This is a genomic window from Gulosibacter massiliensis, from assembly GCF_900626105.1.
GTDB classification, from domain to species: Bacteria; Actinomycetota; Actinomycetes; order Actinomycetales; family Microbacteriaceae; genus Gulosibacter; species Gulosibacter sediminis.
The window spans coordinates 1,055,014-1,080,292 of record NZ_UYZX01000001.1 but is presented as its reverse complement, the minus strand read 5'-3'; the positions used below and the strand labels follow the sequence as shown (position 1 = coordinate 1,080,292).

General features: G+C 65.2%; 18 protein-coding genes and 1 pseudogene. 9 read left to right on the top strand and 10 right to left on the bottom strand.

The features are described from left to right. Positions 1 to 68 precede the first annotated feature (68 nt). On the bottom strand, positions 69 to 413 hold the full coding sequence (rpsF, locus tag EJL01_RS05215; RefSeq protein WP_125107415.1) for a 30S ribosomal protein S6: 345 nt from the start codon (positions 411 to 413) through the stop codon (positions 69 to 71). Between the two features lie 236 nt (positions 414 to 649). Between rpsF and EJL01_RS05205 the strand changes: the two genes are divergently transcribed. After that, complete coding sequence (locus EJL01_RS05205) at positions 650 to 1,063, top strand: hypothetical protein (RefSeq protein WP_164509724.1); 414 nt, start codon at positions 650 to 652, stop codon at positions 1,061 to 1,063. Between the two features lie 63 nt (positions 1,064 to 1,126). Here EJL01_RS05205 and EJL01_RS05200 read toward each other — a convergent pair whose 3' ends face one another. The 4 genes from EJL01_RS05200 to EJL01_RS05185 all read right to left on the bottom strand — a co-directional run bounded on the left by EJL01_RS05200 (position 1,127) and on the right by EJL01_RS05185 (position 5,799). After that, on the bottom strand, positions 1,127 to 2,449 hold the full coding sequence (locus EJL01_RS05200; protein ID WP_164509723.1) for an ABC transporter substrate-binding protein: 1,323 nt from the start codon (positions 2,447 to 2,449) through the stop codon (positions 1,127 to 1,129). Positions 2,450 to 2,616: 167 nt separating this feature from the next. Continuing rightward, positions 2,617 to 3,471, bottom strand: coding sequence for a carbohydrate ABC transporter permease (locus tag EJL01_RS05195; RefSeq protein WP_125106555.1), 855 nt, complete (start codon positions 3,469 to 3,471; stop codon positions 2,617 to 2,619). Next, on the bottom strand, positions 3,461 to 4,354 hold the full coding sequence (locus EJL01_RS05190) for a carbohydrate ABC transporter permease (protein WP_125106554.1): 894 nt from the start codon (positions 4,352 to 4,354) through the stop codon (positions 3,461 to 3,463). The genes EJL01_RS05195 and EJL01_RS05190 overlap by 11 nt, the downstream gene beginning before the upstream one ends. After that, positions 4,354 to 5,799, bottom strand: a complete 1,446-nt coding sequence (locus EJL01_RS05185) for a CCA tRNA nucleotidyltransferase (protein ID WP_125106553.1) — start codon at positions 5,797 to 5,799, stop codon at positions 4,354 to 4,356. The genes EJL01_RS05190 and EJL01_RS05185 overlap by 1 nt, the downstream gene beginning before the upstream one ends. A 79-nt stretch (positions 5,800 to 5,878) precedes the next feature. Between EJL01_RS05185 and EJL01_RS12955 the strand changes: the two genes are divergently transcribed. From EJL01_RS12955 to EJL01_RS05150, 7 genes are all read left to right on the top strand, one after another. Continuing rightward, positions 5,879 to 8,068, top strand: coding sequence for a DUF6049 family protein (locus EJL01_RS12955; RefSeq protein ID WP_164509722.1), 2,190 nt, complete (start codon positions 5,879 to 5,881; stop codon positions 8,066 to 8,068). Positions 8,069 to 8,084: 16 nt separating this feature from the next. Continuing rightward, positions 8,085 to 9,986: a murein biosynthesis integral membrane protein MurJ gene (murJ, locus tag EJL01_RS05175; RefSeq protein WP_125106552.1), complete on the top strand. Its 1,902-nt coding sequence runs from the start codon at positions 8,085 to 8,087 to the stop codon at positions 9,984 to 9,986. 111 nt (positions 9,987 to 10,097) lie between these two features. Then, entirely contained in the window at positions 10,098 to 11,075 is a 978-nt protein-coding gene (gene trxB, locus EJL01_RS05170) for a thioredoxin-disulfide reductase (protein ID WP_125106551.1), read from the top strand. 26 nt (positions 11,076 to 11,101) lie between these two features. After that, a complete protein-coding gene (trxA, locus tag EJL01_RS05165; protein WP_125106550.1) occupies positions 11,102 to 11,419 on the top strand; it encodes a thioredoxin in 318 nt (105 codons plus the stop codon). 104 nt (positions 11,420 to 11,523) lie between these two features. Next, positions 11,524 to 12,843 (top strand): aminotransferase-like domain-containing protein, encoded by a 1,320-nt coding sequence (locus tag EJL01_RS05160; RefSeq protein WP_125106549.1) that lies wholly within the window; start codon positions 11,524 to 11,526, stop codon positions 12,841 to 12,843. Between the two features lie 36 nt (positions 12,844 to 12,879). Further along, positions 12,880 to 13,911 (top strand): D-alanine--D-alanine ligase family protein, encoded by a 1,032-nt coding sequence (locus tag EJL01_RS05155; protein WP_125106548.1) that lies wholly within the window; start codon positions 12,880 to 12,882, stop codon positions 13,909 to 13,911. Between the two features lie 46 nt (positions 13,912 to 13,957). Next, positions 13,958 to 14,852 (top strand): IS5 family transposase gene (locus EJL01_RS05150; protein WP_125106547.1). Its coding sequence is split into 2 segments (ribosomal slippage): positions 13,958 to 14,308 and positions 14,310 to 14,852, totalling 894 coding nucleotides; the frame shifts between segments, so codons are not numbered across the junction. Positions 14,853 to 15,155: 303 nt separating this feature from the next. Here the strand turns inward: EJL01_RS05150 and EJL01_RS05145 are convergent. Then, positions 15,156 to 16,475, bottom strand: coding sequence for an ISL3 family transposase (locus EJL01_RS05145; RefSeq protein WP_431834723.1), 1,320 nt, complete (start codon positions 16,473 to 16,475; stop codon positions 15,156 to 15,158). 1,023 nt (positions 16,476 to 17,498) lie between these two features. Next, positions 17,499 to 17,722, bottom strand: a pseudogene (locus tag EJL01_RS13220) (hypothetical protein); the annotation flags it as partial. A 532-nt stretch (positions 17,723 to 18,254) separates the two neighbouring features. Between EJL01_RS13220 and EJL01_RS05135 the strand changes: the two are divergent. After that, positions 18,255 to 18,740: a hypothetical protein gene (locus tag EJL01_RS05135; RefSeq protein WP_125106545.1), complete on the top strand. Its 486-nt coding sequence runs from the start codon at positions 18,255 to 18,257 to the stop codon at positions 18,738 to 18,740. A gap of 166 nt (positions 18,741 to 18,906) precedes the next feature. Here the strand turns inward: EJL01_RS05135 and EJL01_RS05130 are convergent, their stop codons facing one another. The 3 genes from EJL01_RS05130 to rsmG all read right to left on the bottom strand — a co-directional run bounded on the left by EJL01_RS05130 (position 18,907) and on the right by rsmG (position 21,987). Next, a complete protein-coding gene (locus tag EJL01_RS05130; protein WP_431834730.1) occupies positions 18,907 to 19,872 on the bottom strand; it encodes a ParB/RepB/Spo0J family partition protein in 966 nt (321 codons plus the stop codon). Positions 19,873 to 20,273: 401 nt separating this feature from the next. Continuing rightward, positions 20,274 to 21,164, bottom strand: a complete 891-nt coding sequence (locus EJL01_RS05125; RefSeq protein WP_125106543.1) for a ParA family protein — start codon at positions 21,162 to 21,164, stop codon at positions 20,274 to 20,276. A gap of 142 nt (positions 21,165 to 21,306) precedes the next feature. Next, positions 21,307 to 21,987 (bottom strand): 16S rRNA (guanine(527)-N(7))-methyltransferase RsmG, encoded by a 681-nt coding sequence (gene rsmG / locus EJL01_RS05120; protein WP_125106542.1) that lies wholly within the window; start codon positions 21,985 to 21,987, stop codon positions 21,307 to 21,309. Positions 21,988 to 25,279: the final 3,292 nt, after the last annotated feature.

Here is a 25,279-nt window from a genome sequence, read left to right as displayed (position 1 = left end):
CGCGCTCCCTACTTGTCCCGGTGATTCGCTACGTTACGTGTGCGGTGTTGGGGTTTGACTTGTGTGACTTACTTGGCCTCGGCCGCGTCGTCTTCCGACTTCGCGTTGCTGAGACGGAACGATGCCTCGTCCGCGCGCAGGACCTTGGTGCGCAGCACGGCCTCGGAAAGGCGCAGCTGGCGGTCGAGCTCCTGTGCGGTTGCCGAGGTCGCGGTGAAGTTCACGACGGCGTAAATGCCTTCCGACTTCTTCTCGATCTCGTATGCGAGCTTGCGCTTGCCCCAGATGTCGGTGTTCTCGATGGTTCCGCCGTCCTTGGTGATGACTGCGAGGAACTTGTCGAGGCTGGTGGCGACGGTGCGCTCGTCGATTTCTGGCGAAATGATCACCATGAGTTCATACTGATGCACGATTAACCCACCTCCTTTGGTCTCGAACGGCTGCAGACGGTCTGCAGCAGGAGGGTTCTGCATCGTGCCGGTTGCCCGGCACTGTGAATTGCGGCCAGTGGATTCGGCCACGCAACCTCCATATCTTATGCGCACTCGGGGCCACCGCGCCAGTGCCGGATTCACTCGCGCGCGCGATGCCGCATCAGCCCGGTTCTGTCAGCATGGAGGCGACACCGCGAGCGTAGGAGAGATCGAGCATGACGAATCCCCCGGAAAACCCGTACGAGCAGCCGAACCCCTTCGCGCAGCAACCACCCCAGCAGCCGTACCAGCAGCCGTACCCAGCCTCTGCATCCGGGCCGCTGCCGCCGCAGCCGACGGGAGAGTTCAATGTGATGGGCCTCGTCGCGCTCATCTGCGGCATCATCGCCATCGGGGTGAGCTGGGTGCCATTCCTCGGTTGGTTCGGGATGCTCCCGGCGCTCGCCGCGGTGGGCTTCGGCATCGCTGGCGTCGCGGCGCAGCGCTACCGGGGCAATCGCAGCCTCGCGATCGCGGGGCTCATTCTTGGTGGCGTCGGGTTCATTTTCTGCCTGATCCTGCCGATCTTCACCGGCGCGTGGTTCGTCTTCGACCAGGTGATCAGCTACGACAGCTCGCTCGGCCTTTAACGCAAACGACGGCGGGCGGGGGACCAGAAAAGGTCACCCGCCCGCCGTTGTTATTGCGTGGAGCTACGACACCGCGTTCGCGGCATCCTCGGCCTGCTGCAGGCCCTCCTCGACCGGCGTCGCGCCAGTGAAGACGTCGTTGAGGATGGGCGTGAAGGCCTCGGCCTGCGCGTTGAAGTTCGCGCCGATCACGGGCTGACCGGGCTCGGTGCCCTCGAGCACGCTGAAGAAGGGCGTCGTGTCGACGTCCTGGCCGGCCCAGTACTCGTCGTAGGCGGCGCGCGCATCGGTCACCGCGGGCACCGCGGCACCCTCGGCCCCGATGTACTCCGCGCCCTCGGCTGAGCCGAGCCACTCGAGCAGTACCTGCTGCTCTTCGGGGTGTTCCGAGTTCGCGTTGCCCGCGACGATGATGCCCGGGGAGGTCGTGCGCTTCCCGTCGGGACCAGCGGCGATCTCGGTGAGCGACCAGTTAAACTCGGCGCCGCTCTGCACGTTCGCCAGGTTGTAGGTGCCCGACTCGAACACGGCGATGTTGCCCTGGAGGAACTCGTCACGCGTGTAGTCGCCGTTACCGTTCGTCGCTTCGGCGGGCGGGGCCACGTGGTACTCGTTGATGAGGTCAACGAGGTACTGGTAGGCCTCGACCGTCTTCTCGTTCGTGAACGTGAGGTTGCCCTCCTCGTCCTGGTACGTGCCGCCGTTCGAGTAGATGAAGTTGAGCTGGATGTTCTGGAGCTCGGCCGCGGCGTTGAGGCCGTAGGTGGCCACGTTGTCGGGGTCGAAGTCGGCCGAGGCGGCGTTGTTGCCGTTCTTGTCGATGGTCAGCTTCTGCAGCAGCGGCAGCAGGGTGTCGTCGTCGGCGTTCGGGCTCCAGGTCGCGTTGGAGAGCTCCTGCGCCGTGACACCGGCCTCATCGAGGAGGTCTTCGTTCACGTAGAACGCCGAGCCGCCGTCGGTGAGTTGGGGCACGCCCCAGAGCTGGCCGTCTGTCGAGTACTGCTCGACGACCGACTCTTCCCAGCCCGAGATCGCGTCTGCACCGAGGGTCTCGGTGATGTTCACGAGGTTGCCGTTGTCGATGTAGTCGCCGACGCTCGCGCCGTTGATCCAGAACAGGTCGTCGCCAGCGCCGCCGCCGACCTCGTTGCGCAGGGTGTTGAAGTAGTTGTCCCACGGCACCACGTTGAGTTCAACCTTGATGCCCGGGTTGGCGGCCTCGAACGCTTCGATCGAGCCCTCATAGGAGGTCGCAACGTTTTCGTCCCACAGGCGCAGCGTGAGCGTGACGTCGCCGTCACTCCCCGCGTCGGCCGAGCTGCAGCCAGCCAGCGCCACTCCCGTGAGCACGGCGGCCGCACCGGCCAGAATCCGGCGATAGGTCATGATTCTCGTCTCCCAAAAATCGAGCCGCGCCGATCCATTACGGCGCATACTTCTTGACCATTCTTGCAAGAATCCGCGCGCGACCGCGGGTTGTGTGCGTTCTCACGTAACTGGTGACGAAGCGTGACGCCGCCGCCCGGCCCTGCTGCGCGACGAGCCGCGCGGCGCTAGCGGAAGCTGGAGATGCGGATCGACCGCACGATCTGCTTCTGAAAGATGACGAACAGCACGATGAGCGGCAGCATCGCGAGCACCGATGCCGCCATCACGAGCGTGATGTTGTTCGAGTACTGCTCCTGCAGCGACGCCGTCGCGGTCGTGAGCACGTGGATGCGGTTCTGGCCGATCATGAGCGGCCACATGAAGTTGTTCCAGTGCGACACCACGGTGATGAGCAGCAGCGTCACGATCGTCGAGCGCGACAGCGGCACGACGAGACCAAAGAGGATGCTCCAGGTGCCCGCGCCGTCCATCCGCATCGCGTCGATGAGCTCCTGCGGGATTTGCCGGAACTGCTCGCGCAACAGGAACACCGCGTACGGCGAGCCGAACATGAACGGCAGCACGAGGCCGAGGAACTCGCCGCCGAAGCCGGCCTCGCTCATCATGAAGTAGAGGGGAATCACGGTGACGACCTGCGGCACCATGAGTGTTGCGAGGAACACCCAGAACAGCAGGTTGCGGCCGGGGAAGCGCAGGCGCGCGAACGCAAACGCGGCCATCACCGAGAACAGCAGCTGCCCCGCGGTGACGAGCAGCACGACGCCGACGGTCACGAGCGCGGCCTCGCCGAAGTCGACGCGCCGTTCGCCGAGCGCCGTGAAGTTCTCGAGCGTCGGCGGCATCGGCAGACTCACGCCCTGCGAGGCGAGCTGGCGCGGCTCCATGAACGCGGCCATGATCGCGAGCAGGAACGGCGTGAGCGTGAGCAGCGCTGCGCCGATGAGCACGACGTAGGTGCCGACGGCGCCGAGTACGCGCACGCCGCGGTTCGACCCGACCGGCTTCGCCTCAGCGCTCATAGTTCGTCTTTCGCGAGAAGTAGGCGTTCTGAATCAGCGTCACGACCACGAGCAGCGCGAAGAGAATGAGCGCGAGCACCGAAGCCTGCCCCACATTCGAGAGCGGCACGGCCTGCTGGTAGATGCGCGCCGCGATGAGGTCGGTGCTGCCGCCCGGCCCGCCGTTCGGTGAGAGCGTGTAGACGAGGTCGAAGGTCTGGAACGCGGCGATGACGCCCGTGACGAGCACGAAGAACGTCGTCGGGGTGAGCAGCGGAAACTTGATGCGCCAGAAGATGCGCCACTCGCTCGCGCCGTCGATGCGCGCGGCCTCGAGGATCTCGTTTGGGATGTTGCTCAGGCCCGACATGAAGAAGAGTGAGACGTAGCCGATCTGCGTCCACGCCTGCACGAAGGCGACGGTCGGCAGGGCGAAGCGCTCGTCGGTGAGCAGGCCGAGGTTCCCGCCGAGGAGGTCGTCGGCCACGCCGCCATACTGCAGCAGCCAGCGCCAGACGATGCCGAGCACGACGGGCGCGCTCACCCACGGCAGCACGAGCAGCGTGCGCAGCACGGCCGAGCCGGGCAGGTTGCGCACTAGCAGCACGGCAAGCAGCAGTCCAGCCGCGAGCTGCACCGGCACGACGAGCACGACGAACAGGGCCGTGACGCCGAAGCTGTGCCACATGACGCCGCTCGACAGCGCCCACTCCCAGTTCTTGAACCCGACGAACTCGATCGGCGAGAGCACGTTCCAGTCGGCGAACGAGAGCACGACGAGCATGATGATCGGCACGATTAAGAACGCGAGCACGCCGAGCAGCGCGGGCGTGAGCAGTCCGTATGCCGTGACGGCCTCGCGCACGGCGAGGCCGCGGCGAACGTGCGTCTTTGCCGTCGTCATTACTCGGCCTCTCGCTCGCTCCACCAGGCGCGTAGGCGCCGCTCGGCTTCCTCGGCGCCGAGCGGGCCCTCGTCGAGGCGCAGTTCAAGCAGGAAGTTGCGCGCCTCGCCGACGGTGCGCGACGGCCGGATGTCAAGGATGCGCATGATCTCTTCGCCGTCGAGGTCGGGGCGGATCGCGTCAATCGCCTCCTGCTCGCGCAGCTCGTCGAGGCGCTCCTCGAGGCTGTCGATGCCGAATTGCAGGCGTTCGGACTTGCGCTTGTTGCGCGTCGTGATGTCGGCGCGTATGAGCCGCAGCAGGCGATCGAGCAGCGGGCCCGCGTCGCGCGCGAAGCGGCGCACGGCCGAGTCGGTCCAGCCCGCGTCGCCGTAGTTGTAGAGCCGCATGTGCAACTCGACGAGGCGGGCCACCTGCTTGATCGTGTCGTTGTCGAAGCGCAGCGCGCCGAGTCGCTTCTTCGTCAGCTTCGCGCCGACCCAGTCATGGCCGTGGAACGTCACCTTGCCGCCGGGCACGAACTCGCGCGTCTTCGGCTTGCCGATGTCGTGCAGCAGCGCTGCGAAGCGCAGCACGACGTCAGGCGAGGGCAGCTCGGGGTCGCTCTCGTGCGCCGCCCGCTCGAGGTCGATCGCGTTCTCTAGCACCTTGATCGAGTGGTCGAAGACGTCCTTGTGCTGGTGCGCGTCGTCGCGCTCGAGCTGCAGGGCCGGCAGTTCAGGCAGCACGAGCTCGGCGAGGCCGCTCTCGACGAGCAGCTCGATGCCCGCGCGCGGGGATGCGGTCGACAGCAGCTTCACGAGCTCGTCGCGCACGCGCTCGGCCGAGATGTCGAGAATGCGCCGACGCAGCTCGCCAACCGCCTCGAGCGCGGGGAGGTCGAGGTAGAAGCCGAGCTGCGAGGTGAAACGCACGGCCCGAAGCATCCGTAACGGATCGTCACCGAACGACACCTCGGGCTCGATCGGGGTGCGCAGAACGCCCTCCATGAGGTCGTCGAGGCCCCCCGTCGGGTCGATGAGCTTGAGGGCGGGCAGCGAGAGCGCGAGGGCGTTCACCGTGAAGTCGCGGCGCAGCAGATCGCCCTCAAGCGAGTCGCCGAACGCGACGACGGGCTTGCGCGAGGTGCCGTCGTAGGTGTCGGCGCGATACGTCGTGATCTCGACCTGCTCGCCGTGGATGCGCGCGCCGATCGTGCCGAATTCGCGACCGATGTCCCAGTGCGCCTCGCTGATGGGGCGCACAATTTCGAGGATGCGCTCGGGCCGCGCGTTCGTCGCAAAGTCGAGGTCGTGCACGGCGACCCCGAGGAACGCGTCGCGCACCGGGCCGCCGACGAGGGCAAGCTCGACGCCGGCGTCGGCGAACGCCGCCGAGAGGGTCGCGACCGGGCGCGACTCGGCAAGTTCGGAGAGCCGTTGGAGGGCGGTCTGGACGTGCTGCACCGGTCCAGTTTACGAGGAAGGTGCCCCACAGCGGCACGCCGAATCGATGCCGCCAGGGTCGCGCTCGTACACTTGCGGCATGTTCGATGCGGCTCGAGGCGCCTCGAGCCGGTCGTTTGCGCGATTGTGCTCGGGCGCCCTGGCGACCATCGCGCTCGTCACCACACCGCTGGTGGCGACCGCCGAAAGCGCGAGTGCCGCGACCGCGACGACTGACTTCGGCGAGCAGGTCACCGACGAGGTAACCACCTACGTGTCGACGACGCCGCTCACGACGGAACAGGTGGCCGACGACATTGCCGACGACGGCATCCTCACCCTCACGGGCACCGTCGTCGTCTCGAACGGCACGGCCGATGAGCTACCCGCGGGCGAAGTCGACATCGCCTTCGACGACGAAATCATCACGACAACGACCGAGCGCGATGCGTGGCTCGGCGACAGCTACGCCCCCGACGCCCCGGCGTCGGACGTCACGGTCGCCCAGCAGTCGGTCGGCGCGATGGCCGCAGGTGACAGCGTGAGCCTGCAGTTCTCGGCCGACATCGAGGTGTCGACCGGCGAGACCTTCGCGGCGCAGGTGCACGGCATCGCGGCGCAGTACCGCAGCGACGGCGCCGCCACCGAAGGGCGCAGCGTCGTGCTGCTGCCCGGCGAGCGCGACGACGAGCCCGTCGACCTCACGACGATCGTGCCCGTCACCGCGACGATCGGCACGACGGCGCTCATCTCGTCGAGCGACCTCGAGATACTCACCGCCGCCGACGGCGACCTCACCCTGCTGCTCGACGCCGTCGAGGGCACCGAGGCGACCCTCGCGATCGACCCGCGCGTGCTCGCATCGATCCGCGCCCTCGGCGTCGACGTGCCCGAGAGCGCCGCCTCGTGGCTCGCGCGGCTCGAGTCGCTCGACAATCCGAGCTTCGCCCTCGAGTTTGCCGACGCCAACACCTCGCTGCAGGCGCAGGCGGGCCTCGACGAGCCGCTGCAGATCGAGAGCTTCGCGTTCGCGACCGACGACCACGAGTTCGACGGCTCGCTCACGCCGCCGGCCGCGACCGCGACCTCGACGCCGACGCCCGGTGCATCCGACTCGCCGACACCGACCCCGACCGCCGAGGACGACCCGACCACGCCGCCCGATGCCGAGGCGCTGCAGCAGGTCTCGGCGACGCGCGCCGACCTCGTCTGGCCGTACGCCACGACGGCGGCTAACCCTGCCGCGCTCGCCGACGGCGGCACGGTACTCGTCGAGTCCGACCAGCTCACGCATGGCAGCGGTTGGTCGACCGCCTCGGGCACCCAGCAGCGCATCGGCGATACCGAGGCGCTCGTGATCAGCAGTGCGCTGAGCGACCTGCTCGCCACGGCGGTCGAGGCCGAGACCGACCCGGCGCGCGACGCCGCGATCGCCGAGCTCACCGCATCCCTTTCGCTCGTCGCGGGCACGGACGGCACGCAAGTCACCGTCGCGATGCCCCGCGTCGCGACGAACGGCACCGCCTATGCCGCCGTGGTCGACGCGCTCGACGGCGCCGGCGTCGCGAGGGTGGCCGCCCCGCCCGCCGCGAGCGCCGACGTCGCCTCGCTGCCGGCGGTGAAGACCACGCCGGGCGAGTTCAGCGACGAGACCGTGCAGCGCTTCGAGCAACTGCGGCAGCAGGAGGAGACAGGCCTCACCCTCGTCGACCTCTACGAGGACCCCGAGGATGTGCGCGAAGAGTTGCGCGTCAACCTCGTCAACGCGCTGAGCAACCAGCACTTCGAGGCCGGCGACTTCCCTGAAACCGTCACGAGCTACACCGCCTACGCGACCAGCGCCTACAACGGTGTCACGGTCGAGGCCGGCAGCGAGGTGCAGCTCATCGGCCACGAGTCGTCGGTGCCGGTGTTCGTGTCGAACTCGACCGACCGCACCGTCACGGTCGAGGTGCGCGCCCGCGCCACCACCGGCCACCTGCGTGTCGGCGACGTCACCTCGGTCACGGTCGAGCCGAACTCGGTCTCGCGCGCGCAGATTCCCGTCGAGGCCATCGCGAACGGCACGAGCGGCATCGCCGTGACGCTCTGGGCTGGCGATTCAGTGCAGCTGCCGAGCACCGGCAAGTACGTCGTCAACGTCAACGCCGACATGGAAACGGTCGCGATTTGGCTCGTCGGCATCGTCGTCGTGCTGCTCATCGGCTTCGGCAGTTGGCGCATGCTGCGCCGTCGCCGCCGCGAGGCCTCCGGTAGCGTTGCTGAGCACGACCCGTCCCCGACCTCCTAGGTAGCACCACACCAGCATGGCAACGTCTCTCGGCCGTACCAGCCTGATCCTCGCCTCCGGCACCCTCGTGTCGCGCGTGCTCGGCTTCATCAAGGCGATCGTGCTCGCGGGCACGATCGGTCTGGTCGGCTCGGCCTCGGCCGACGCCTTCGCGAACGCGAACTCGCTGCCATCGAACGTCTACGCGCTCATCTCGGGCGGCCTGCTCAACGCCGTGCTCGTGCCGCAGATCATCCGCGCGACGAAACGCGAAGACGGCGGCCGGGTCTACGTGAACCGCCTGCTCACGCTCGCGATCACGGGCCTCGCCGGGCTCACGCTGATTCTCACGATCGGCGCGCCCGTGCTCGCGTGGATCTACGGCATCACGCTGAGCCCCGAACAGCTCGGCCTCGTCATCGCGTTCGCGTACTGGTGCATCCCGCAGGTCTTTTTCTACGGCCTCTACGCCGTGCTCTCCGAGATCCTCAACGCCCGCAGCATGTTCGCCCCGTTCGCGTGGGCGCCGGCGCTGAACAACGTCATTGCGATCGGCGTGCTTGCACTGTTCAGCGTCGTGTTCGGGGCGGATGCGACCGGCGCGCGCGAGATTTCCGACTGGACCCCCGACATGATCGCGATGCTCGGCGGCGGCACGACCCTCGGCGTCGTCGTGCAGGCCCTCGTGCTCTTCCTGTTCCTGAAGAAGGCGGGCTTTGCCTACCGCCCCGACTTCCACTTCCGCGGCACCGGCCTCGGCCGCGCGGGCAAGCTCGCCGGCTGGTCGTTTGGCGTGCTCATCATCGTGCAGCTCACGGGCTGGATCGAGACCCTCGGCGCGAACGTCGCGTTCGGCACCGCCGCCTCGCTCGCCGCGCTGCAAAACGCGTGGATGATCTTCATGCTGCCGCACTCGATCATCACGGTGTCGCTCACGACGACGATGTTCACGTCGCTGAGTCACAAGGCGGCGGCGAAAGACACCGACTCGGTCGTCGACGACTTCTCGCGCGGCGCCCGCTCGATCGCACTGTTCATGGTGTTCTGCGCCGTCGCGCTCATCATCATCTCGCCCGCATTCGCGCGCATCTTCGACTCGACCGAGGAGGGGCTCGAGGCGCTCGCCCTCGTGCTGTCGGCAGCGCTGCTCGGCCTGCTCGCCTACTCGCTCCTCTATTACGTGCAGCGCGTGTTCTACGCGTTCGAAGACACGAAGAGCGTGTTCCTGCTCTACGCCTACACCTCACCGCTGCAGCTCGTGCTCATCGGCCTCGTCGCCTGGCTCGTGCCGATCGAGCACATCGTGGTCTCGCTCGTGCTCGTGCAGTCGTTCATCACCTGCATCCGCTTCGTGATTCAGTCGCTCGCCTTGCGCCGGCGCCTCGGCTCGATCGACGGCCGCAATATCGCGACGTCGGTTGGCAAGTTCGTCGGCCTCGCCGTGCCCGCGGCCGTAGTCGGCCTGCTGCTCGTGTGGCTCATGGGCGGCTACACGGTCGGTGGCTTCGCCCGCGACGGACTCATGCCGGCCCTCATCACCTGCGCCGTCGCAGGCTTCGCGATGGCGGCGATCTACTTTGGCCTCGCACTGCTGCTGCGCCTGCCCGAACTCGAAACCTTCGCTGGCCCGCTCATCCGCCGCCTCGACGGCGTGCGCGGCCGCCACTCAAACGAGCTCCACCGCCACGCACGCCGCGCCGCGGGCGCCGACCGCTTCGCGCAGGAGTTCGGCACCCTCGTCGACGAGGTGCAGACCGACCTCAGCGGCTCGGTCGCCTCGACCTCGCAGGCCGCCCCCGAACTCGAGCTCGTGCAGTCGTCGATGCAGAACTCGACTCGCTCGCTGCCCTCGCGCCGCGAGCTGCGCCAGTACGAGGCGAAGATGCGCCGCGAAGAGTACGAACGCCGCGTCGAACGCGACGACGAACCGCTCATCTAACGTCTCAGCCCGTCTCGTGGCGCCGCGCGGCACAATGGAATACGCTGCGGCCGCCAGGCGTTGTCGGCTACAGGCGCGAAGCCGAAGATTTCTCACCAACCAGGAGCACCTATGAGCACGCGAAACGTTGCCATCATCGGATCCGGCCCCGCCGGGTACACCGCGGCGATCTATGTCGCCCGCGCCGGTCTCAAGCCCATCATGTTCACCTCGGCCGTCGAGGTCGGCGGCGAGCTGATGAACACGACCGACGTCGAGAACTTCCCCGGGTTCCCCGAGGGCATCATGGGCCCCGACCTCATGACGAAGCTGCAGCAGCAGGCCGAACGCTTCGGCACCGAGCTCGTCTACGACGACGTCACCGAGGTCGACCTCGACGGCGACATCAAGCACATCAAGACCGCCTACTCAGGCGACTTCGAGGCACTCACGGTCATCTTCTCGACCGGCTCGGCGTACCGCCGCCTGGGCCTCGAGAGCGAAGACCGCCTCGCCGGCCGCGGCATCTCGTGGTGCGCCACCTGCGACGGTGCGTTCTTCAAGGAGCAGCACATTGCCGTCATCGGCGGCGGCGACTCGGCGATGGAAGAGGCGACGTTCCTCACCCGCTTCGCCGACCGCGTCACGATCATCCACCGCTCCGACAACTTCCGTGCGTCGAACATCATGCTCGAGCGCGCGCGCCAGAACGAGAAGATCGATTGGCTGCCGTTCAAGACCGTCGAGGAGTTCGTCGGCGAGCAGACCGTGTCGGGCCTCAAGCTGCGCGACACGCAAACCGGCGAAGAGTCGCTGTTCGACGTCACGGGCGTGTTCGTCGCGATCGGTAACGACCCGCGCACCGACCTCGTCAAGGGCAAACTCGAGCTCACCGACAAGGGCGTGATCGCCGTGGATGGCCGCAGCTCGCGCACCTCGGTGCCCGGCGTCTTCGCGGCGGGTGACGTCATCGACGATCACTACCGCCAGGCGATCACCGCCGCTGGCTCCGGGTGCACGGCGGCGCTCGACGCCGAGGCGTACATCGCCGGCCTGCCCGCCGAGCTGCTTGCCCGAGTTGAGGCCGAGCCCGCCGAAGCCACCAACTAGAACCCCCACAATTCGAAGGAGCTGTCATGGCTACTGATGTCACTACCGCCACGTTCGACGCCGAGGTGCTCGAGTCCGAGCAGACCGTCATCGTCGACTTCTGGGCCGCCTGGTGCGGCCCGTGCCGCCAGGTCGCGCCGGTGCTCGACCAGCTCGTCGAAGCGCACCCGAACGTCAAGCTCGTCAAGGTCGACATCGACGCCGAGATGGACCTCGCCATGAAATACCAAGTCACCTCGATCCCTGCGATCAAGGTGTTCCAGGGCGGAGAAATCAAGGCCGAGACGCTCGGCGCACAGCCGCGCGGCGCCCTCGAGAAGAAGTTTGAGGGCCTGCTCGACTAACTCGAGGCCCGCTGGTTTCCTTTGCCCCCACGCGGCCCAGCTGCGTGGGGGCAAAGTTCGCTCGGGCGTAGGATGGCATTTCGACCTATTGCAGAAGGATCGACGTGTCAGAACAGCAGCCCACAGCCTCGAGCGGCCGAAATCTCGACCCCTGGTACTCGAACTATGCCCGCCGCACGGCCGGGCTCACCGTGAGCGAGGTGCGCGCCCTGTTCGCCGTGGCGTCGCGCCCCGAGGTGGTTTCGCTGGCCGGTGGTTCGCCGTACGTCGCCGGTCTGCCCGAGGACTTGATCCGCGCAGCCTTCGACCGGATGCTCAAGGAGCACGGCCCCGAGGCGCTGCAGTACGGCGGTGGCCAGGGCATCCCGCAGCTGCGCGAGGACATCCTCGAGCTCATGGCGATCGAGGGCATCACCGACGCGAGCGCCGACGACGTCGTCACCACCACCGGCTCGCAGCACGCGATCGACCTCATCACGAAGCTGTTCATCGATCCGGGCGACGTGATCCTCGTCGAGTCGCCCACGTACGTCGGCGCCCTCGGCACGTTCAAGTCGTACGAGGCCGACGTGCGCCACGTCGAAATGGACGAGGACGGCCTCAACCCGACCGCGCTCACCGAGGCGATCCACACCGCGCGCGCCGAGGGCAAGCAGGTGAAGTTCCTCTACACCGTGCCGAACTTCAACAACCCGACCGGCGTGACCATGCCGATGTCGCGCCGGCGCGAGATTCTCGACCTGTGCATCCGAGAGGATGTGCTCATTCTCGAGGACAACCCGTACGGCCTGCTCTACTTCGAGGAGCCCGCACCGAACGCGCTGCGCTCGCTCGACGCCGAGCACGTGCTCTACATGGGCTCGTTCTCAAAGATCCTCTCGCCCGGCGTCCGCGTCGGCTTCGTGCTCGCGCCGCACGGCGTGCGCGAGAAGCTCATCCTCGCCGTCGAGTCATCGATCCTCTCGCCCTCGACGTTCAACCAGTGGCTGGTCGCCGAGTACCTCGACACCGCCGACTGGCGCGGGCAGATCGACACGTACCGGGGCATTTACCGCGAGCGGCGCGACGCGATGCTGCAGGCGCTCGAGGAGTACCTGCCGCAGCTGAGCTGGACGGTGCCCTCGGGCGGCTTCTTCACCTGGGTGCAGCTGCCCCCGGGGCTCGACTCGAAGCAGATGCTGCCGCGCGCGACGACCGAGCTCGTCGCCTACACGCCCGGCACCGGCTTCTTCGCTGACGGCCGCGGCCATGACAAGATGCGCCTCTCGTTCTGCCTGCCCGAGCCCGACCGCATTCGCCTCGGCGTGCGGCGCCTCGCGAACGTCATCAACAACGAGCTCGAGTTGCTCGAGACCTTCGGCGACGTCACCGGCGCGGGCGAGATCGACCAGCGATTCTCGTCGGCCCCGCCTGACCTGCAGTAGCACCCCCTGACCTCCGAACCGGCAAGGAGCATCCGGATGACCATCAAGGGACAACACGTTGTGATCCTCTCGGGCGGCATTTCGCACGAGCGCGACGTTTCGCTGCGCTCGGGGCGGCGGGTGGCGGATGCGCTGACTCGCGCCGGCGCGCGGGTCACGGTGCGCGAGCCCGACCAGCAGCTGCTGCCGTGGCTGCTCGAGCACCGCGACGACGTGGACGTCGTGTGGCCGCTGCTGCACGGCACCTCGGGCGAGAACGGCGCGCTGTACTCGCTGCTGCGCGCGACTGGGCTGCCGTACGTCGGCTCGCGCCCGACCGCGGCGAAGCTCGCGTGGAACAAGGCGACCGCGAAGGCGCTCGCGAAGCGGGCCGGGCTCTCGACGCCGCAGTCGATCGTGCTGCCGAACGAGACGTTCCGCGAGCTCGGGGCGACGAGCGTCATTCAGGCGATCGCGCGCGGCGTCGACTTCCCGGCCGTCGTGAAGCCGACCGAGGGCGGCTCGTCGCAGGGTGTGACCTTCGTCGACAACATCTCGGAGTTCGGCCGCGCCCTCGTCACCGCGTTCACGTACGGCGACTCGGTGCTCATCGAGAAGCGCGTGCTCGGCACCGAGGTGACCGTCGGCGTGCTCGACTACGGCGACGGCCCGTTCACCGTGCCGGCAGTCGAGATCGTGCCCGCGAATGGCGTCTACGACTACGCGGCGCGCTACAACGCCGGCGAGACGACCTATTACGCGCCCGCGCGGTTGAGCGACGAGGTGGCCCAGGGGGTCGCCGAGCAGGCGCTGCTGGCGTACTCGACGATCGGCCTCGCCGACCTCGCCCGCGTCGACTTCATCGTCGACGAGGCGGGCACGCCGTGGTTCATCGAGGCCGACCCGATTCCGGGCATGACCGAGACCTCGCTCGTGCCGCTCGCGCTCGAGGCGGCCGAGCTCGCCGCGCCCGAGGTCTACGCGAAACTCGCCGCGCACGCCGCCGACCGCGGCGCGCGCACGTCGGCCCCGGCGGAGGCGCCTGCCGAGGCCGAGGTTGGGGCTGACATCGAGGTCGAGGAGGCCTAGGGCGTGTCTCCTAAAGGTCTGGCTGTTTGGGTGTGACGCTGTTGGGGTGTCGCGTTTTCAGGTGTTGTCAGATGCGCAGTGGGATTTGATCGCGGAGTTTCTGCCGTCTCGGACGGGGAGGCAGGGACGCCCGTTCTCGGATGCTCGCACGATGCTCGAGGGCATCATCTACCGGTATCGGTGCGGGATCGCGTGGCGTGATCTGCCCGAGACGTATGGTCCGTGGCAGACGGTGTGGAAGTGGCATCGCCGCATGGCGGGCGATGGAACCTGGGAGCGAGTGCTGGCCGTGTTGACAGCGGACGCGGACGCGTCTGGTCGGCTTGATTGGTCACTCTCGGTCGACTCCACGATCGCTCGCGCGCACCAGCACGCGACGAACGTCACCCGTCTCACAGGGGGCTTCGTCGAATTACAAGAATCCGGGCGTCGAGCCGCCTGACCACGCGATCGGCCGTTCCAGGGGGGGCCTCTCGACCAAGATCCACCAGCTCGTCGACGGGGCCGGGTTGCCGCTCGTGATCCTGGTCACGCCGGGGCAATCTGGCGACGCGCCCGTGTTCCTGCCGCTGTTGGAACAATTGCGCGTGGCTCGATCGCGCGGTCGTCCGCGCACGAGACCGGACGGGGTTCGCGGCGACAAGGCGTACTCCTCGCGAGCGATTCGTGCGCATCTGCGCGACCGCGGAATCAAGTCAGTGATTCCCGCGCCCGCGGACCAGCAAGGCCACCGCAAACGGCGCGGCGCCCGCGGTGGCCGCCCGGTCGGGTTCGACCGGGACGACTACCGGGGACGCAACGTCATCGAGCGTCGTTTCTGCCACGTAAAGCAATGGCGCGGACTCGCAACTCGATACGACAAACTCGCGATCGTCTACCGCGCCGCAGCGATCCTCAACGCCGTCATCGCTTGGACCAAACGATTAAGAGACACACCCTAGTCGAGTACCAGGCGCATGCCGCACACATGGGTTGCGGGCTCAAGATGCATAGCCTATGCGACTCACTGAGCCGGAACGGTGTGTCCGGCAGCTGGACGATCTCAGTATATATACTGATTAGCCACAAAGGTTGACCTCGGATAATTCAGGTGGTATATATTTTTAAAATGTATTCACCTGTCGCTCAAGGAGGAGCGAAGATGCGCCGAATTGCTTTTTACTTGATATCAAGCTTCGCAATACTATCGTTGTTTGGAGGATTTCCCTCCCCTGCAAATGGGGCTCTTCGGACATTCGGTGGGGTCATGGGGTGAGTCCGCCGGCGGCGAGGAGCATTCGTAGGCGGTAGTTCTCGCGGTTGCGGAAGCCGCGAGCGAGGCGACGATGCAGCTCGATGATCCCGTTGATTGCTTCGGTGCCGCCGTTGTTTGCTCGGCTGGTGGTGAAGTAGGCGAGGAACGCTGAGCGCCAGCGTCGCAGGGTGCGGCCGAGGCGTGCGATCTCGGGGATCGGACAGGTGTGGAACGACTCGACGACCTTCTCGGCGATCTGTCGCCCCTCAGCGAGGTCCTTCTGGTGATAGGCCGAGCGAAGTTGCTGCGCGCACTGCCATGCGACGAACACCTCGTCGTGGGCCGGGTTCGCCTCGATGGCTGCGGTCAGGCGCGCCCACTGCTTGTCGGTGAGGTTCTCAGCCCCGGCGCGGAGGATGGTCTGGATCCCGTAGAGCGGATCACCTTTCCGACCGCGATGGCCGAGAGTGTCTTGCTGGACCCGACGGCGAACCTCGTCGACCGCGACGGTGCCGAGCTTGACGACATGGAACGCGTCCAGCACGGCGGTGGCATCTTGCAGTTTGTCGTCGATCGCGGTCTTGTAACCGGCGAACGGATCCAGCGCCGCGACCTTCACCTGCTCGCGGAATGCGTCGCCACGTGCGCTGAGCCAGGTCGCGTAGGCCTTCCCCGACCTGCCCGGCACGAGGTCCAACAGCCGGGCCCGCGTCTTCCCGGTGCTGTCGCGGGTGAGGTCGACCATCCCGGTCAGCTCTTTCGGACCGCGCTTGCGCGGGTCGACGTGATGCCAGATGTGCTCGTCAACGCCCAGCGTTGTCACGTTCTCGAACCGGGACTCATCGGCCGCGAGCTTCACAAGCTCCGGCTCGACGGCCCGCCACACCGTCTTCCACGACGTGCCCAGCTGGCGACGCAATCCTTCGATCGTGGCGTGTTCGCGACGCAGCTGACCGACTGCCCAGACGACCGCGCGTCGGGTGAGTGCCCCACGCGGGGCGACAAGAGACGGCAGCTGTTCCACGAACGTCTGTCGTGCACAGCCCGACTCGTCGCACCGCCAGACTCGCTGCCGCCACACGATTCGCACCCGTGTCATGCCGGGCACGTCATGAAGCCGCCGGCGGTGACGTCCACGGCCGGTCGCCACGGTCCCGCACGACGGGCAACCGGCAGGCGCCGCAGGACTCGAGACCGTCACGATCAGTAGTCCGTTGCGGCGGTCCACGTGCTCGACATGGACGCCGTCGAGGCCGAGCAGGAGGTCGCAGCGGGAACACGGGTCAGTGGCAGAGCGCGCGTCAGCGCACCCCGAAGTAGGGTGAAGCACGTCGAGGTCCTCGTAATGGATCAGGTGGTTAGCGCTTCTGATCCTCGGGGACCTCGACCCCTACCCGTCGAACCTCACCCGGCGAGCCCTACCCCCACCGAATGTCCGAAGAGCCGCAAATGCAAGTGCCCTTGCTGACCCCACGGTGACCGAAGATGAGCCGGACCGAGTCATTCGCGTAGATAAACCCGCCCCTCGCGTCCCCGAGAACTCCATTAGCATCGACCGATCCGACTCTTTCGAAGTCAAGACTTCGCCCGTCTCGTTGTTGGAATATCCGATTACTGATGGCGAACATTTGCGCGTCATCTACACCGACGGGGTGGTTGACGCAACAACCTCCGGGGCTTGCACTGTAACAACGACTCTGCGTATACGCCCGTGAAGAAATCCAACAAGGCATGGGTTTCTGGTGCGTTCAATCGCTCGTCCGGATGCTCCTCCGCGACAGCAAATCTCTATCTATATAGCGGAATGGTGTTATATGGGAGTAATAGTAGCGTGATTAGCGCCAATGGATCGACAGTGGTGTTTTCTGCAACGAAGTACTGCGATTATGGGTTCTCATCTAAGTGGTATGTCATGGCAGGCTGGTCATCAGGCGGCGCAAACCGCGGACCGACCGCAACGCTACCTTGTCGACCGATTTGACCCCATTTGATTCGTTTTGGAGGATGTGGATGCGTAAGTCAGTCCTGTTGACGATTGCTGGGGCACTTCTGGGGACCCTGAGCCTGTACGGGCTTGGGGTCGCATCGAACATATGGATTGCTTCGTCCGACGGCGGATTGCCCTTGAGCTCGGTGGTTGTGGCGTTCGTGGTTGCAGTAGCGCTCGGCGTGTCAGCGACGGCCGCACCGACGAGCGCCATAGCCGCGTCGCTCACCATGCTCTGCGGTGTACTCGTGCTCCCGTTGATTCGTCCGGGAATTGACGCCAGCAGGGTCCCGCTTCATCCCCTCGACGTGGTTGCGATGCTCGAGCACGCAGCGACAAGTCCATTGACCGTGGTCGGCCTCGCCATCACCGGAGCTGCAGGAATTGCTGCCGCAACTCGGGATCGCCGTCGAACGAGAACCAGCTAGGGGGCGGGTGCCGGCCACGACCGTTCAGAGCGGCCGTGGTCCGGTATACGATCGCGAGTTTGTCGTACCGGGTCGCCAAGCCCCGCCACCGCGTTAACCGGCAATACCCCACTCGATCACGTTCCGACCCCGGTACCGGTTCGCATCAAAGTTCTCGGGTCGCGCCGAGGTCGGCCTGAACGACGTCATCGCCTGGCCCAACCATTTACGAAACACACCCTAGCTACTGAGAACCTCTTTGCAACTTCATGCAACCGTTGCATTTGTACACTGATTAGAGCAACATCAGCTTCATGAACCCACTTGGTCAATCAGTGCACAGGCTTGGCGGTCTACTCCTCGTAGCTCTCAGTGTCCTGACGATGAACCTTCTTTTGATTTCTCCAAATCCAGCATCAGCAGCGCCTTCAAGCGACGAAGCCATCGTTTGCGGTAACGAAAAAGTCGTCCCCTTTGACTCGAATGGAATCAGGATCTCAGATGCCGATTTTGCTCGGATAGTTGAGCTTGCGGGAGCTTCTTGCAACGACAGTGGCGCCATGTCGACCACACACATGAGCAATAGCTACGGTTACGTAGCCGCGCGTATTTCGTCGCTTCCCGGCTCAATGAGTATCAGCGGATACGCTGCGGGCATCCCAAATGATGGAAAACGGCATGAGCTTAGCTGCACATACAAATCTAGTGGCGGCGCGTGGCGATCCTGCGGCTACGGGACTGGAGTTACTTCCATCACAACATCAGCATCAGTTTTTTGTCTGCCGAAGGGGATACTTTACACAGCGAAAGTTGGCCTCTACGCAAACGGATCGTTGAAGACAACAGCAACAAAGTCAGCGTACTCGAAATGAAATCCGTAATAATCTCTAAAGATATAGTTTCGTTAAATTATTCGAGTGAACTGGCACTCATTACCGGTGCCGAAATTCTCGACCGTACGGTGGTTGTGCGGGTCATATTCGACTCGGCCGATGCTGCCCGGATTCAAGCGAGCTCCCTGCGCTGCTGGCATCGCAATAAAGAGCTCCCATGGAGGCAGACATCTACCGGCGGTGGAACCCTCGATCAAATCGCGCAGTTTGAATTTGCGTTCGGCGCCTCCCCTGACGACAAGGAGGAAATTTCTGTCGCCTTCGGCGACGAGCCAGCGGTTACGCTCCAGCTAGGGCGTATTTCGTAAATGGTTGGGCCAGGCGATGACGCCGATCAGGCCGACCTCGGCGCGACCCGCGACGTTTACGGTTCGCTTGCTGGTCCGTGGGCTGCGCGATCACCGTCGTAACCCGCCGCGCCCCCGCAAACATTCACGATCCCAGCCCATCACACGATAAATTACGAGACACGCCCTAGGCCTCGTCGGCCTCGCCGAGGTCCTCGAGGATCCGGTTGAGGTCGGCCATCGACGCGAAGTCGATCGTGATCGTGCCCTTCGTCTTGCGGAGGACGACCTTGACGCGCGTGTTGAAGCGGTCGCCGAGGCGCTCGCTCACCTCTTCGAGGTGAGCGCTGAGCGAGTCGCTACCCGGCGCATCCTGCTGCTTGGATGCGCGCGTGCTGCGCCCAGCGCGGGTCGCGAGCGTCGCGGCCGCGGTCTCCGACTCGCGCACCGAGAGCTGCTCGTTGACGATGCGGTCGGCGAGCTGCGTCATCGCGGCGGGCTCCCCCACCGAGAGCACGGCGCGGGCATGGCCGGCGCTGAGGACGCCCGCAGCGACGCGGCGCTGCACGTCCACGGGGAGGTTGAGCAGGCGCAGCGTGTTCGAGATGCGCGGGCGCGAGCGACCGATGCGCTCCGCGAGCTCGTCCTGCGTGCAGCCGAAGTCGTCGAGCAGCTGGCGGTAGGCCGACGCCTCTTCGAGCGGGTTGAGCTCAGCGCGGTGCAGGTTCTCGAGCAGCGCGTCGCGCAGCATGTCCTCGTCGTCGGTGTCGCGGACGATCGCCGGCACCTCGGTGCGGCCCGAGGCCTTGGTGGCGCGCAGACGGCGCTCACCCATGATGAGCTCGTAGTCGCCGTCGGCCGCGCGCGGGTCGCCCTCGGGCAGCGGACGCACGACGATGGGCTGGAGCACGCCGAACTCGCGCACCGAGATGATCAGCTCGTCGAGCGCATCCTGGTCGAATTCGTGGCGCGGCTGGCGCAGGTTCGGCACGATGCGCGCCGGGTCGAGCGTGCGCAGGGTCGCGCCGGGCACCGGGATGAGCTCGGGCTCGCTCGAGTCGTTGTCGTCGGCCGAGTCGTCGATGGATGCGCTGCCCGCGGTCTCCTCGGCCGTGTCGACATCGGCCGTGGCAGTGTCGGCGGCGTCGGGGATCTGGCTCGCCGCGCGTTGCTCATCGACCGCCGTGTCCTCGGCTGCAACCTCGGGCTCTACATCGATGTTCTTCGATGCGTTCTTCACTGCATCGGTCGTCTTCGATGTGCTCTTCCCTGCAGCGGTCGACTTCGATGTAGTTGAAGTGGTCTTGGCCTTGCTCGGGGCCTTCGAGGCGGTTTTCGCGGGAGTTCTTGCCGGCGCCTTGGCAGGTACCTTCGCGGGCGCCTCGGCGGTGGCCCCGGGTTCGGCCTCGAGCGTGGCCGTTGCCGGGGCTCGACGGCGTCCCGAGGGTGCCGAGCCGTCGAAGAAGACGTCGATGTCTCGATCTTCGGTTGGCGAGCCGCTCGGGATGAGCGCGCTCAGGCCGCGGCCAAGGCCGGTGCGCTTCTTGGATGCCATTAGCGGTGTGCTCCTTGGTTCGCAAGCTCGTTGGCGGCCTCGCGGTACGCAACCGCGCCGGTGCCTTCGGGGTCATAGGTGATGATGGTTTGGCTGTAGCTGGGGGCCTCTGAGATGCGCACCGAGCGTGGGATGACCGTCGAGAGAGTCTGCTCGGGGAAGTGCTGTCGCACCTCGTCAGCAACCTCGCGGGAAAGGTTCGTGCGGCGGTCAAACATGGTCATGAGGATCGCGCTGACCTGCAGGTTCGGGTTGAGGTACTCACGCAGGCGGTTGATCGAGTTGAGCAACTGGCTGAGGCCCTCGAGGGCGTAGTACTCGCCCTGGATCGGAATGAGAACTTCCTTCGCCGCCGCGAACGCGTTCATGGTGAGCAGGCCGAGCGAGGGCGGGCAGTCGATGAACACATAGTCGAGGGGGTCGGATGCGGCTTCACGCTCGCCGAGGTACGTCGTGAGGGCCTCACGGAGCCGCGTCTCGCGCTGGTCTACGTCGACGAGTTCGATCTCGACTCCCGCGAGATTCAACGTCGCGGGGCAGCACTCCAGTCCTGCGATATCGGGCGACGCCTGCACCACGTCAGCGAGCGGAACGGAGTCAATGAGCACCTCATACGTGCCCGCTACGTCACCCTGGCGATCTACATTGAGCGCCGTCGATGCGTTGCCCTGTGGGTCAATGTCGATCACCAGTACCTTGAGCCCGGCCTGGGCGAGGGCGGCGGCGATGTTCACGGTGGTCGTCGTCTTGCCAACGCCGCCCTTCTGGTTCGAGACCGTGAAGATGCGGGTTGTTGCCGGTCGAGGGGTCTTGACCGTCTTGAGTGCTCGCTTCTTCGCGGTGAGCACCGCAATCTGCCGCGCAATCGGTGACTCGAACGCGTCGCTCATAGAGGTGTGGTCCCTTCGCCTTGAATTGACCGGACTTCGCGGTCTCTCGGACACTCTATTGTCGCCCACCGAAGCTGCATCGGCGGGGAGCGCTCTCGGAGTTGTGAAGAACTCGTGCCTGTGGAGAACTAGAACTACTCGGTTACGCGATCGTGGCGCGCACAACGCGCGTTGGCTCAGTGTCGAGTTCGGTACCGACCTCTTCCACGCGAATGTCCTCGAGCTGGAAACGGCGGATCTGCTTCGCCGCCTTCTGGATCTCCGCTTCGGCCGAGCGGCCCTTGAGCAGTACGAGCTCGCCCTCGTAACGGACGAGGGGTGCGGTGATGGGGATGAGCTTGCTCAGCGCCGCGACGGCCCGCGCGGTGACCTGGTCGAAGGAGTGCGTGTCGGCGACCTCCTCAGCGCGAGCGCGCAACGGAGTGACGTTGTCGAGGCCCAGAGCCTCGACCTGCTCAAGCAGCCACGTGTGCCGACGCTCCATCGGCTCGATCAGGGTGAACTTCACGTCGGGACGTGCAATCGCCAACGGGATGCCCGGAAGGCCGGCTCCCGACCCGACGTCGCCGACGCTGCCAACGAGGAGAGGGGCGATGAGGGCAGAGTTCACGATGTGGCGGGTCCACAGGCGCGGGTACTCGAGGGGGCCGAGGAGTCCGAGCGTCTCGCCGTCATCGGCGAGCGCGTTGGCGTAGGCCTGGGCGAGGTGCACCCGGTCGCCGAAGATCTCCGCCGCGACGTCAGGGCGGGGTTCAACCTCGACCGATTCATCACCAAGCTGTACCTGGGTCACGGGCTCGGGAATTGCCGCCGCGTCGCTCATGGGGAGTCCTTTCGTAGAACCCCAATTGTTTCACGTGAAACGTAGAGCGGCGACGCCGTCGCGGGGAGGGCGGTGATCACCTCTTGACCTGGTGTTTTCATTCGCTCATCAGCGCTTTTCCCTGGTCACAGCGCAGAATCGGGTTCCGTCTTGGCATTGGTGCTCGGTATGAATAGCCAGTATCGATGTCGTTTCACGTGAAACGACTGGTCTAGGTGCGTTACAGAGTCGGCACCGGAACCTTGCGTCCTCGGCGAGTTTCCCATTTCACGCCTGCTCCTGAGCTTGTTCCTGGCCTGCTCCTGGTTTTGCTCAGATTCCCAGTCGTGTCTACGACCACGCCTTCACGGGCGCCCCCAACTGCGAGCTGCGCACCAGCGAACGCTGCCCTCTTGTTTCACGTGAAACATGACAGCGATGCTTCCATCATCAAGCCCAGTGACAGCCACTCACCGCAGCGCCAACACTCCTCGGTACAGGCACGCTCAACCGCGTCACTAGACGACGACAACGGGGGCGCACATCCTTGCCCACATGAATCACCAGGATGAGCAGCCAGAGAGAGACGTAGTCTGCGGGCGGAAGTCTGCGCGAGCGTGGCTGCAGTGCGAACGGCCCATTCCACACCGGGGAGTTCGGTTGCGAAGAACGCGCGTGTCTGGTTTCACGTGAAACGTGCGAGTCCCCGCCTGGCTCGCCGCTACCAAGTGGCCGCCCTCGCCTCGGCGGAAGCGCGAACTGCATGGCCTCGTCCACCTCAACGATCTCCGTCGCAGGAACTACGAGCTATGGCTGGCGAGAAGCGAGGGTGGGCTTCTCACACGAGCGTGCCGCTCGTCAGTCAGTGATCGGCGATCCGAAGTGTCTAGGGCCGTGCGTCATCACTGCGAACGCGGGCCGGATTGCACCGGCCGTGGAGATGACGTTTCACGTGAAACACAAGCTTGCGACTCCGAACCGCGACTTCTCATGGGGACCATGACGAGCAAACGGCCGACACCGGCACCGCCCCACCTTGAGGCGGATCGGTCGCGCCCGCAGAAACACTCCTCCAGCACGCAGCGGTAGTGCAGAGTTTCTCGTCCCCTTCGAGAGCTGCCATCGCCTCAGCAAGCTATTCCGCAGTCCAAGGTCGTCCGATCGGTCGACGATCCTGTTGAAACCGTCTACTGCGCTCTCGTTGCTAGACCCAGGGAACACCCATCACCGGTTTCACGTGAAACAAGAGGCTCCGCAGAGGGCGACTCCCGGCGTATCGTCACTCCGCCTATCGACATTCCGGTTCGAAACCCGTTGCCATAAGGTGAGACCCACTTCTCGTTGTTTCACGTGAAACGGATTAGACATCCTTGCAGCGGTTCCGGGGCATCGCTTACCTTCTCTGATCACGGTTCGACAGCCCGTAGCTCGCGCCCGCCAACAGCACCTACATCCCGTTGTCGAGGAAGCGGGCGTTATTCGCGAGAACGAATTGGCGTGACGAATGCGGCCCATGGAAGTCTGAGGCTCAGGCAATGTCAATCGCGCGTTTCATGTGAAACCAACACCACTTCAAGCAATGCAATCGATCCATCGCTAATCGGCTCGACAACCCAGCCGCCTCGATCAAGCTGGTGACCCAGGGAGCTATCGCGGAGCCACTCAGAATCCAGTCCTCGCCCGCGCAGCGCAGTATTCACGACCCCACCGACGCCAAGCCCCGGGGTAGTGGATTGGCGTTTCACGTGAAACAACGCTCATCCGCGATGAATCAACCCCCGCCGAGTAATCGAAGCTCGCAGGACGCGGCATATGTGCGCCCTCCCTCCAGCTTCGCGAGTCAGGGAGCACGGGACATGGCCGTCCTCTCACCACCACCTCATACCGACTCCACGATTCCATCACTCTTCAGCCGAACCCGTTTCATGTGAAACCCAGGACCTTCACGACATAGAACAGCACCAGCGCCACGAATCGCCGACGTTTTGGTCTCCGCTGGAGCACCGAATCACGGCTCACGAACAACACACTCCGTAGGCACGCCAGTTGCCTTGTCCATCAACTATCAGCCCGACGAAGCGCAGTTCTATCGAACCGATGATGGCCCCGTTTCACGTGAAACTAGCCACCCTCCTCGAGTTGAATCCAGCTTGCCGTTCCAACGCCCGCTCGTACAGCGGCTGCTCCTGTGCATGTCGTCGGAATAGCCCTTCCTCCCCCCGCGAGCTTCGCTGCGCGATGAGGGTTCAATGTCAACGGAGTCAGTCTCCGTGAAACGCCCATCCCGATGATCTCACGCTTCGCGGCGCGTGAGATTGCCCGCGTTTCACGTGAAACCGAGAGAATGTTTCGCAGAATGGCCAGTCCCACACCCGCCACTCCACGTTCAAACTGCCCAGTCAGTTCCCAACCCACCCTCGATAACGCGTCTGCCACGATTTCGACGCAGCCCAACTCGCTGCAGCGTCTATTACCCGCGCAGATGAGCGCAGTTTCACGTGAAACGCAGCACGAACTTGGAGATGGACATGAGTCACCTGGCCCACTACCGCGGGATCTGCAAGCCACTTCAGTGCTCATACGGCTCTCGCAGAACCTTGACCCCACAGTTTCGACCCAGCCTCACTCACTGAGAGTACGATCGCCGACGCGGATCGACCCCGTTTCACGTGAAACCAAGCACGCGCTTCGTATCAGCATCAATCGTCAGCCCCAGCACCGCAGCTGCTCGCCGGCTGCGATGCCTAGTGTTCAACAAGTTGTCTCTTCATATGTGCGAACCTCCGTTTGCGCAGCGCTGCCCGGACCGAAATCCAACACTCGTGAAACTCGCGAGCACGGGCAATTGATCACCCACGCCTTCGCACTGCCGCATCCGCCTCACTCGAGCTCGACGCGCGAACACGGGGCCGCCTCGAGCCGTTTCACGTGAAACCGAACTGCCGGCCAAGGCGGGGACGCGGGTCAGACCCGCTGACGAACGGGCCACGACCTTCAGCCTCCCCAAGAGTGGTGTGCGAGTCCCTGAACACTGACGCTCCGCGAGACTGAGCCACTTCGCCTGCACCAGTGTCCTCGTTTCACGTGACACCAGGGCAAGCTCCGATAGCGAGGTACCGAAAACTCGATCGTCTCCCTGGGGGCGGGGAGACCGACACACTCACTATCAGTTTTGGGGTATTCAAGCGCCCCAAGCCGGCAAAACTGACCTAGAACCGGCATCGTCAGAATCGCATCAGCGTAATTTCATGGATGTCGCTCCGACGCGAATTGCGACTGTCCACCACTACTTGGGCACGCACCGACCAACTTC